General features: G+C 74.5%; 9 protein-coding genes and 3 tRNA genes. 7 read left to right on the top strand and 5 right to left on the bottom strand.

Features of this window, described 5'->3' with window-relative positions:
* A partial coding sequence (locus ACFU7Z_RS33900) for a DUF3995 domain-containing protein (protein WP_380781767.1) occupies window positions 1-449 on the bottom strand: 449 nt, incomplete at its 3' end.
* A 132-nt stretch (window positions 450-581) separates the two neighbouring features.
* On the opposite strand from ACFU7Z_RS33900, the gene ACFU7Z_RS33895 reads away from it, so the two are divergent.
* Complete coding sequence (locus ACFU7Z_RS33895) at window positions 582-812, top strand: antitoxin (protein ID WP_117488944.1); 231 nt, start codon at window positions 582-584, stop codon at window positions 810-812.
* Window positions 809-1,213, top strand: coding sequence for a type II toxin-antitoxin system VapC family toxin (locus ACFU7Z_RS33890; protein ID WP_380781764.1), 405 nt, complete (start codon window positions 809-811; stop codon window positions 1,211-1,213). The genes ACFU7Z_RS33895 and ACFU7Z_RS33890 overlap by 4 nt, the downstream gene beginning before the upstream one ends.
* A 66-nt stretch (window positions 1,214-1,279) precedes the next feature.
* Here the strand turns inward: ACFU7Z_RS33890 and ACFU7Z_RS33885 are convergent.
* The 4 genes from ACFU7Z_RS33885 to ACFU7Z_RS33870 all read right to left on the bottom strand — a co-directional run bounded on the left by ACFU7Z_RS33885 (window position 1,280) and on the right by ACFU7Z_RS33870 (window position 2,047).
* Window positions 1,280-1,353: transfer RNA gene (locus tag ACFU7Z_RS33885), tRNA-Phe, on the bottom strand.
* Between the two features lie 27 nt (window positions 1,354-1,380).
* Window positions 1,381-1,454: transfer RNA gene (locus ACFU7Z_RS33880), tRNA-Asp, on the bottom strand.
* Between the two features lie 63 nt (window positions 1,455-1,517).
* Window positions 1,518-1,590: transfer RNA gene (locus ACFU7Z_RS33875), tRNA-Glu, on the bottom strand.
* Between the two features lie 115 nt (window positions 1,591-1,705).
* A complete protein-coding gene (locus ACFU7Z_RS33870; RefSeq protein ID WP_074002059.1) occupies window positions 1,706-2,047 on the bottom strand; it encodes a metallopeptidase family protein in 342 nt (113 codons plus the stop codon).
* 154 nt (window positions 2,048-2,201) lie between these two features.
* Between ACFU7Z_RS33870 and crcB (ACFU7Z_RS33865) the strand changes: the two genes are divergently transcribed.
* The 5 genes from crcB (ACFU7Z_RS33865) to ACFU7Z_RS33845 all read left to right on the top strand — a co-directional run.
* Complete coding sequence (gene crcB, locus ACFU7Z_RS33865; protein ID WP_380781769.1) at window positions 2,202-2,708, top strand: fluoride efflux transporter CrcB; 507 nt, start codon at window positions 2,202-2,204, stop codon at window positions 2,706-2,708.
* A complete protein-coding gene (locus ACFU7Z_RS33860; RefSeq protein ID WP_074002060.1) occupies window positions 2,705-3,103 on the top strand; it encodes a DUF190 domain-containing protein in 399 nt (132 codons plus the stop codon). The genes crcB (ACFU7Z_RS33865) and ACFU7Z_RS33860 overlap by 4 nt, the downstream gene beginning before the upstream one ends.
* Window positions 3,100-3,474: a fluoride efflux transporter CrcB gene (gene crcB, locus ACFU7Z_RS33855; protein ID WP_074002061.1), complete on the top strand. Its 375-nt coding sequence runs from the start codon at window positions 3,100-3,102 to the stop codon at window positions 3,472-3,474. Before ACFU7Z_RS33860 ends, crcB (ACFU7Z_RS33855) begins: the two co-directional genes overlap by 4 nt.
* 157 nt (window positions 3,475-3,631) lie before the next feature.
* Window positions 3,632-4,372 carry a hypothetical protein gene (locus ACFU7Z_RS33850; RefSeq protein WP_380781762.1) on the top strand — a complete coding sequence of 247 codons (741 nt, stop codon included), beginning with the start codon at window positions 3,632-3,634 and terminating at the stop codon, window positions 4,370-4,372.
* Window positions 4,373-4,567: 195 nt separating this feature from the next.
* A partial coding sequence (locus tag ACFU7Z_RS33845) for a DEAD/DEAH box helicase (RefSeq protein ID WP_380781760.1) occupies window positions 4,568-6,510 on the top strand: 1,943 nt, incomplete at its 3' end.

Genomic DNA, 6,510 nt, shown 5'->3' with positions numbered 1-6,510 from the left:
GCCGAGACGACCGCGAACAGCAGGCCGCCCGCCAGGAAGAACGGCTCGTAGCCGAAGGTCGCGAACCGGGCCATCGCGTCCAGCTCGGCCCCCGACCGGCCGCCGGTGGCCAGCGCGATCCAGTCCGGCACCGACGGCGCGGCGTGCAGCACCAGCAGCGCGGTGGTGCCCCACAGCGCGAAGCCCAGCAGCCGGGCCGGCACCCGGGCACCCCACCGCCGCACCGGCGCCAGCGCCACCGCCGCGGCCACCGCGCACAGCGGGATCGCGATCACGTCGATCACCAGCAGCGGCGTGCTGCTCCACACCGACAGCCCGTCCGGCAGCCCCAGCCGCCCGTCCGCCAGCCAGTACACGTGCACCAGCGCGAAGGCCACCGCCCACCCCGCCGCCGCGTACCCGGCGCCCCGCGCCACCCGGTTCCACCCCGTGTCCCGTGTCGTCTCCATGCCGTCCACGGTCCCGCGCCGCCCCACCCCGCCGGATCGTCCCGCGGGCGGTACCCCCTCCCCCTCCAGGGGGAAACGGTCGCCCACCCGGAAGTGCCAGCAATATGCAGCTGGTGCAGCTAAAATGCAGGCATGACAGCCATCACCATCCGCGAAGTCCCGGACCCGATCCTGGACACCCTCAAGCTGAAGGCCGCGCAGGCCGGAAAGAGCCTCCAGGCCTACCTGCTCGACCTCGTCACCCGCGAGGCGGCCACCCCGTCGCTCGCCGAGATGATGACCAGGCTCGACCGGGAGGCCCGGACCGAGATCAGCACCGCCGACATCCTCTCGGCGATCGACGAGGGCCGGGAGCGCCGGTGACCTCCACCGTCGTCGTGGACTGCTCGGCCCTGGTCCGGGCACTCGCCGACCACGGCCCGGCCGGCCACGCCGTCCGCGCCCGGCTCCGCGACCTGGATGTGCTCGCCGCCCCGGGCCTGCTCGACTACGAGCTCGTCTCGGCCCTGTTCGGCATGGTCCGGGGCGGGAAGCTCACGGCGAAGGAGGCGGAGAAGGCGATCGCCGACTACCAGGCGCTCGCCGTCACCAAGCACGAGACGCTGGTCCTCTGGCAGCGGGTCCGGGAGCTCCACCACAACATCAGCGCCTACGACGCCCAGTACGTGGCACTCGCCGAGACCCTCGCCGTCCCCCTGGTCACCAGCGACGCCCGCATCCGACGCAGCGGCGCGGCCAGGTGCGCGATCGAGGTCTTCGCCTAGTCGGCCGGCGGGGCGGGAGAACGGCGAAGCCCCCGTAGCGAATTCGCTACGGGGGCTTCCGGGTTGTGGCCAGGGCCGGGGTCGAACCGGCGACCTTCCGCTTTTCAGGCGGACGCTCGTACCAACTGAGCTACCTGGCCGTACTGCACCGTCTCTTGCGAGACGAGCGATCCCGACGGGACTTGAACCCGCGACCTCCACCTTGACAGGGTGGCGAGCTAACCAACTGCTCCACGGGACCTAGAAGTGGCGAACCACTCAGGGTCTTGCGGTCTTGCGCACTGCACTTTACTACGGTACTGCGTGCCCCCAACGGGATTCGAACCCGTGCTACCGCCTTGAAAGGGCGGCGTCCTGGGCCACTAGACGATGAGGGCTTGTGGCCTGTCCCGCTGTTCCCAGCGTTCGGGGACGTCGAGAAGCATATGGGATGCGGGGCGGATCGCCAAAACGGGTTTCGGCCGGGTGGGGGGCGGGGCCCGTGGGCGGGGGTCAGGACCAGCCCAGCTCGTCCAGTTCGTGGTCGTCGAAGCCGAAGTGGTGGGCGACCTCGTGGATGACGGTGGTGCGGACCTCCTCGACCACCTGCTCGTGGGTCTCGCAGTGGCGCAGGGTGGGGCCGCGGTAGATCAGGATGCGGTCGGGCAGGACGCCCGCGTACCACTCGCCGCGCTCGGTGAGGGGGGTCCCCTCGTAGAGGCCGAGCAGCTCGGGGTCGCTCGGGTCGGGCTCGTCCTCGACGAAGATCGCGACGTTGTCCATCATGGCCGCGAGCTGCGGGGGGATCTGGTCGAGGGCGTCGCCGACCAGCGATTCGAACTCTTCCCGGGTCATCTCCACCGGATCATTGTCCGGTGCCGGATGACGGTGTGCCAGGTGGCGGGGGCCGGTGTTTGATGGGGCTGTGACGACTTCGGAGGGCGCCGTGGACGACGCCGCGGACGGCACCGCGCCCGGGGGCACCGCGGCGGACGGCCCGGCCCGGGTGCTGCCGTCGGGCGCGGCGCCGGCCCCCGGCGGACGGCTCGGCCGGGCCCGGCCGCCGGTGCTGCGCGGGCAGGGGCGGGCGGTGGCGGTGGTCGCGCTGGGCGGGGCGATCGGGGCGGTCGTCCGGTACGCGGCCGGGCTCGGCTGGCGGACCGGGCCGTCGGCCTTCCCGTGGACGACGCTGCTGGTCAACGTGGTCGGCTGCGCGGTGATCGGGGTGTTCCTGGTGGTGATCACCGAGGGGCGCCAGGCGCATCCGCTGGTGCGGCCGTTCTTCGGCACCGGGGTGCTGGGCGGGTTCACCACCTTCTCGACGTACGCGATGGACGTCCGCCGCCTGCTGGAGGGCGGCCGGCCGGGGCCCGCCGTGGCGTACCTCGGGCTGACGCTGGCGGGCGCGCTGTTCGCGGTGTGGGCGGCGGCCGGGCTGACCCGGCGTCTGGTGCACCGGGCCGTCCGCCGCGGGGCCGAACGGGGCGCGACGGCGCCCGGTGGGGGCGCGCGGTGAGCCGGCTGAGCGGGCCGGCGCTCCGGCTGACCGTGCTGGTCGGGGAGAACGACCGGTGGCAGCACCGCCCGCTGTACAGCGAGATCGTGCACCGGGCCCGGGCGGCCGGGCTGGCCGGGGCGAGCGTGTTCCGGGGGATCGAGGGGTTCGGGGCCTCGTCGCTGGTGCACACCACGCGGCTGCTGTCGCTGAGCGAGGACCTGCCGGTGGCGGTGGTGATCGTGGACGAGGAGGAGCGGGTGCGGGCGTTCCTGCCTCAGCTGGACGGGATGGTGGCGGAGGGGCTGGTGCTGCTGGACCGCTGCGAGGTCGTGACCTACGCGGGCCGGGGGCCGGCGGCGGAGCCGGGCCGGGACGCGGGCCGGGATCCGGGCCGGGGGGAGACGGCGGAGTGAACTGGCTGCTGGTGGTGGCGGGCGCGGTGGTCGGCGCGCCGCTGCGGTACCTGACCGACCGGGCGGTGCAGTCCCGGCACGACTCGGTGTTCCCGTGGGGGACGTTCACGGTGAACGTGGTCGGCTGCCTGGTCCTCGGGCTGGTGACCGGCGCGGTGGCGGCGGGCGCGGCCTCCTCGCAGGTCCAGCTGCTGCTGGGGACGGGGCTCTGCGGGGCGCTGACCACCTACTCGACCTTCTCGTACGAGACCCTGCGGCTGGCCGAGACCGGGGCCGGACGGTACGCGCTGGCCAACGCGGCCGGCAGCGTGGCGGCCGGGCTGGCCGCGGTCTACGCGGGCGCGGAGCTGGCCTCGGCCCTCTGGGGCTGAGCGGGGCGCCGGAAGCCCCCGGGAGGGGCCGGTGCGCCCTCCCGGCCCGGGCGAGCTTGGGCGCTGCCCGTGTCCCGCCGGGCCGGGCGCGCGTTGGGCACCAAAAGCGGCCGCGTGCGAGTGGGCGGCCCGGGTGGGGCGGTAGAGAGGGACCTCAGTGGCTTCGGTACGGGCGGCACGGACGGTGCGGGCGGTACGGGCGGTGCGGGTGCGGCTGGCCGCGGCGCGTACGGCTCCGGGGCGGGCGGCGGCGCTCCCGCGCTCGCGCGCGGTACGGGCGGCGGCGCTGCTGACGGTGACCGGGCTCGGGCTGACCGGGTGCATGTCCGTCGGCCCGGCGGCGGAGGAGAAGCACGGCGTGGCGCCGGTCGGGCAGGCCGGTCCGGCGGCCCGGCCGGGGGCGACGGGCGGGCCCTCGGCCTCGCCGGGGGCCGGGCACCCGAGCGGGGCCTCGGGCCATCCGGAGCGGCCGGGGGGCCTCCAGGGCGAGGGCGGGGCGAACGGGGCCACCGTGACGGCGCCCGGCGAGGCGGCCCCGGGGGCGAACGGCGCGGTGGCCGGGGTGGTCCCGGTGCCGGGGTCGGGCGCTCCCGACGGCGGTCCGGGCGGCGGTTCGGCGGGCGGTGCGAACACAAGTCCCGTGCCGCACCCGGGCGGTGGCCCGGGCGGGTCGGGCGGTACGGCGGGCTCCGGCGGTACCGGCGGGGCGGGCGGCACCGGGGAGGGCCGCTCCGGCGGCGGCTCGGCCGGGACGCCCTCGTCCACCCCGAGCAGCCACCCGTCCGGCACCCCCGCGCCCGAGCACAGCTCGCCCGCCGCGACCGTCCCGCCGGCCCCGGACCCGTCCTCCGGCAGCTCCGGTTCCTCGGCCCCGAGCCCGCGGGTGGTCGCGCATTAGGTGATTGAGCAGGGGGTTTGCCTCTGATCCCCAGGTTCGTCTATGGTGGTAGATCGTTCGTTTGATCCATTTGACTGGCGCCCTATTCCCATCTGGCGCCCTTGGCGCGTTCCGGCGATCCGTGGCTGACCGCATAGAGGCGGTTGTGAAACAGAACCCCGGACTTTGGCGCGTGCCACTTCCGGAAGGTTTTGCATGTCTCTCGTTGACGACGCCCGCTTCGCCATGCCCGCGAACGAGGCCGCCGCCGATGTCACCGACACCAACGACATCAACGACATCACCGACACCGCCGCGGACGAGGTGATCGCCGAGGCCGTGGAGACCGTGGAGGCCACCGAGGAGGCGGCCGCCGAGCCCACCATCACCTTCGGCGACCTGGGCCTGCACGACGACGTCGTGCGTGCCCTCGCCAAGCGCGGTGTCACCACCCCGTTCCCGATCCAGGCCGCGACCATCCCGGACGCCCTGGCCGGCAAGGACGTGCTGGGCCGTGGCCGCACCGGCTCCGGCAAGACCCTCAGCTTCGGCCTGCCGCTGCTGACCCGCCTGGCCGACGGCGAGCGCACCAAGCCCAAGCACCCGCGCGGCCTGATCCTCGTCCCGACCCGTGAGCTGGCCATGCAGGTCGCCGACGCCCTGGAGCCGTTCGGCTCGGTGCTCGGCCTCAAGCTCAAGGTCGTCTGCGGCGGCACCTCGATGTCGAACCAGATCTACGCGCTGGAGCGCGGCGTCGACATCCTCGTCGCCACCCCCGGCCGTCTGCGCGACCTGCTGAACCGCGGCAGCGCCAAGCTCGCCGACGTCCGGACCGTCGTGCTCGACGAGGCCGACCAGATGGCCGACATGGGCTTCCTGCCCGAGGTCACCGAGATCCTCGACCAGGTGCCGGCCGGCGGCCAGCGCCTGCTGTTCTCCGCCACCCTGGAGAACGAGATCGACACCCTGGTCAAGCGCTACCTGAAGAACCCGGTCACCCACGAGGTCGACCCGTCGGCCGGCGCGGTCACCACCATGACCCACCACATCCTCGTGGTGAAGCCCAAGGACAAGGCGCCGATCACCAACGCGATCGCCGCCCGCAAGGGCCGCACGATCATCTTCGTCCGCACCCAGATGGGCGCCGACCGCGTCGCCGAGCAGCTGATCGAGGCCGGCGTGAAGGCCGACGCGCTGCACGGCGGTATGACCCAGGGCGCCCGTACCCGCGTCCTCGGCGACTTCAAGGACGGCTACGTCAACGTCGTCGTCGCCACCGACGTCGCCGCCCGCGGCATCCACGTCGACGGCATCGACCTGGTCCTGAACGTGGACCCGGCCGGCGACCACAAGGACTACCTGCACCGCTCGGGCCGCACCGCGCGCGCCGGCCGCTCCGGCGCCGTCGTCACCCTGGTGCTGCCGCACCAGCGCCGCGGCGTCTTCCGCCTGATGGAGGACGCGGGCGTCGACGCCTCGCGCCACATCCTGGACCACGCCTTCGACGCCGAGGTCGCCAAGATCACCGGCGCCCGTTCGCTGACCGAGGTCCAGGCCGAGAGCGCCGCCGGCATCGCCGGTGCCGCCGAGCGCGAGCTCGCCGACATGACCCGCCAGCTGGAGCGCGCGCAGCGCCGTGCCACCGAGCTGCGCGAGGAGGCCGACCGCCTGGCCGCCCGTGCGGCGCGCGAGCGGGCCGAGCTGGGCATCGAGGACGAGGAGCCGGCCGCCGAGGCCGAGTCCGGTGAGTCGGCCGAGGCCGCTCCGGCCGCCGAGGCCCCCGCCGCGGCGCAGGCCGAGGACCGTGCCCCGTCGTACCGCGAGGCGCGCGGCGAGCGTCCGGCCTACGGCCGTGACCGTGACCGTGACGACCGCGGTGGCCGTTCGGGTGGCTTCGGCGGTGGCCGTGACCGCGATGACCGCGGCGGCCGTTCGGGTGGCTTCGGCGGCGGTCGTGACCGCGATGACCGTGGTGGCCGTTCGGGTGGCTTCGGTGGCGGCGACCGCGAGCGCGGTGGCTTCAACCGTGACCGTGGCGGCTTCGGTGGCGGTCGTGACCGTGACGACCGTGGTGGCCGTTCGGGTGGCTTCGGTGGCGGCGACCGCGAGCGCGGTGGCTTCAACCGTGACCGTGGCGGCTTCGGTGGCGGTCGTGACCG

It is taken from the genome of Kitasatospora sp. NPDC057518, from assembly GCF_042802075.1.
Classification (GTDB): Bacteria; Actinomycetota; Actinomycetes; order Streptomycetales; family Streptomycetaceae; genus Kitasatospora.
Note: the sequence above shows the minus strand (reverse complement) of the source record. Positions and strands in the feature narration are given on the sequence as shown.

What these genes read in the sequence shown, in the direction of transcription:
- ACFU7Z_RS33895 (WP_117488944.1), top strand. Translation starts at nt 582, where the DNA reads ATGACAGCCATCACCATCCGCGAAGTCCCGGACCCGATCCTGGACACC.
- ACFU7Z_RS33870 (WP_074002059.1), bottom strand. Translation starts at nt 2,047, where the DNA reads ATGACCCGGGAAGAGTTCGAATCGCTGGTCGGCGACGCCCTCGACCAG.